Annotated in this window: 1 protein-coding gene; it reads right to left on the bottom strand. The window is 45.9% G+C overall.

All coding sequences use genetic code 11. The features are described from left to right. Positions 1 to 203: 203 nt before the first annotated feature. Positions 204 to 1,769, bottom strand: coding sequence for an IS1182 family transposase (locus tag JAO78_RS16575; protein ID WP_226752472.1), 1,566 nt, complete (start codon positions 1,767 to 1,769; stop codon positions 204 to 206). Between the last annotated feature and the right edge of the window lie 111 nt (positions 1,770 to 1,880).

Genomic DNA, 1,880 nt, shown 5'->3' with positions numbered 1-1,880 from the left:
GAGGCTGTAGAAAAAGTCGTTAATAGCGATGCTTAGCGTCGTTTTTCTATTATTTATAATGCCCCTAACATTGCCTTGGGTTGCCGTTTTTTGCAACGTTTTTTACTTATTACGTTTACTTTTTACTTCGTCGTAATTAATGAGCAGCAGCGGCTTGCCTGTTTTAACTTGGCAGGCGCTTACTATGGGTGGGTTGAGGTTGTCTATGCGTCTAACTGGCCGTAATTCTTCAGCTTTTCAATATTGTGTATCAAACAGAACAACTGCCATTGGCCTTGTACTTTATCTTTGCCGCGTAAGCTAAAGCGTTTCAGGTTTTTATTGGTAGTGATGTTACCAAACACCGGCTCTACCACTGACATCCGGTGGCTATATATCTGCTTACCCAATGGGCTATCTACCCGATGTTTCATCCAATCGGTGTAAGTTGGTGCGCGTGTCTCATTAAGCGTAAAGCTGACCTGTCTGCCATTGCCTTTGCGATGATTAGCCGCCTCGGGATTGTGCATACACTTCTGCTTTTTATCGCAGTGCCGGCATTGCAGTAACTTACCCTCGAAGTACGCTATAGGTATACCGCGCTCGTTCGCCCTGACACCCCGTAAACTCAGTTGCTGCCCCGCCGGGCAGATGCAGGTTTTATTCACCGGATTAAAACTAAACTCACTAGCACTGAACACCGTTTTTTTGCGTGTCTTACCCGCTTGGTGTCGCTTGCCGTACTTTTGCTTTTGCTCGTTGAATTTTGGATCACGGCTTCTGAACTGATTGTCCGGTATATACGCATTGATATTGTTGTCATGCAGGTATTGCATGTTGCTCTCGTTGGCAAAGCCGGTATCGGCCGTAATAATGGTTTGCGCCTTGAGGATGTCTTCGCTAATAGCTAAGCGTTGAAACCGGCTTTGGATACTGCCCAGTACCGGCTGTAACGTATGATGCTCCTGACCTTCACCAAACACCTGCGCATCGACAATTATCTGGTGCTTTTTATCCACAGCAGCTACACCGTTGTAACCTTGGATCGTGCCTTTGCTGGTCGTCATCTTGCCTGACTCATTGTCAGTAATATTACTTTTCACCTCCTGTGGCCGCTTACCCTTGCCCATCCGTGGACTGGCTTGCTTTAGGAATTGGTCTATCTTGTCATGCGCGTTATTCAACGTTTCAATAGCTTGGGCAGTGCGTTGTTTACGCACCTCGTCTGCCGTTTCACTCTTATCCAATTGCTCGTGCTCGCGCAGCTGATAACGAATTTGGCGTTTTAATTTAGCACGCTTTTCTTGCAGCTCTTTAAAGGTGCCCGACCACTCCTTTGCAGCATTAGAGCTGATTTTGCACCCATCAATGGCAAACAGTTCATTGCCCAATAGCCCTTGGGTATGACATATCAATAGCACCTGCTCGAATACTTTTTCTATCTCTTTTCTGCGGCCACTGACAAACGCCGCTATGGTGGTAAAGTGCGGCACTGAATCGCAAGACAGCGCTTTAAAGATCACATTGGTTTCGCAGCACCACTGAATTTCTCGACTGGAGGTTATGCCTTTGGAATAGGCAAACAAAATTATTTTCAATAATGCGGCCGGATCATAGGCCGGGCGGCCTGTCGCATCATTCTGGTATTTGGGGTAAAACACCGTTAAATCGAGTTTTGTGTCAATTAAGTGGTGGATTGCATGCTCAAAAGTGCCAGCTTGCAACTGGTCAAGATAGTTGATTACGACCATCGCATTTTGTTGATAATTAAGGGGCTTAAAACGTGGCATCACCAAGGCTCCTGTGCCTGCTTGATAATACCTATTTGATCACAAAGCATGATCGGTGGGAAGTAAAAAATGGCTGTTTTTCGAACTGATTTAGGGTTTTTCTACAGCCTC

Source organism: Alishewanella maricola, assembly GCF_016343785.1.
Classification (GTDB): domain Bacteria; phylum Pseudomonadota; class Gammaproteobacteria; order Enterobacterales; family Alteromonadaceae; genus Alishewanella; species Alishewanella maricola.
The sequence above is the reverse complement of the archived record's forward strand: the minus strand, read 5'-3'. Positions and strand labels throughout refer to the sequence as shown.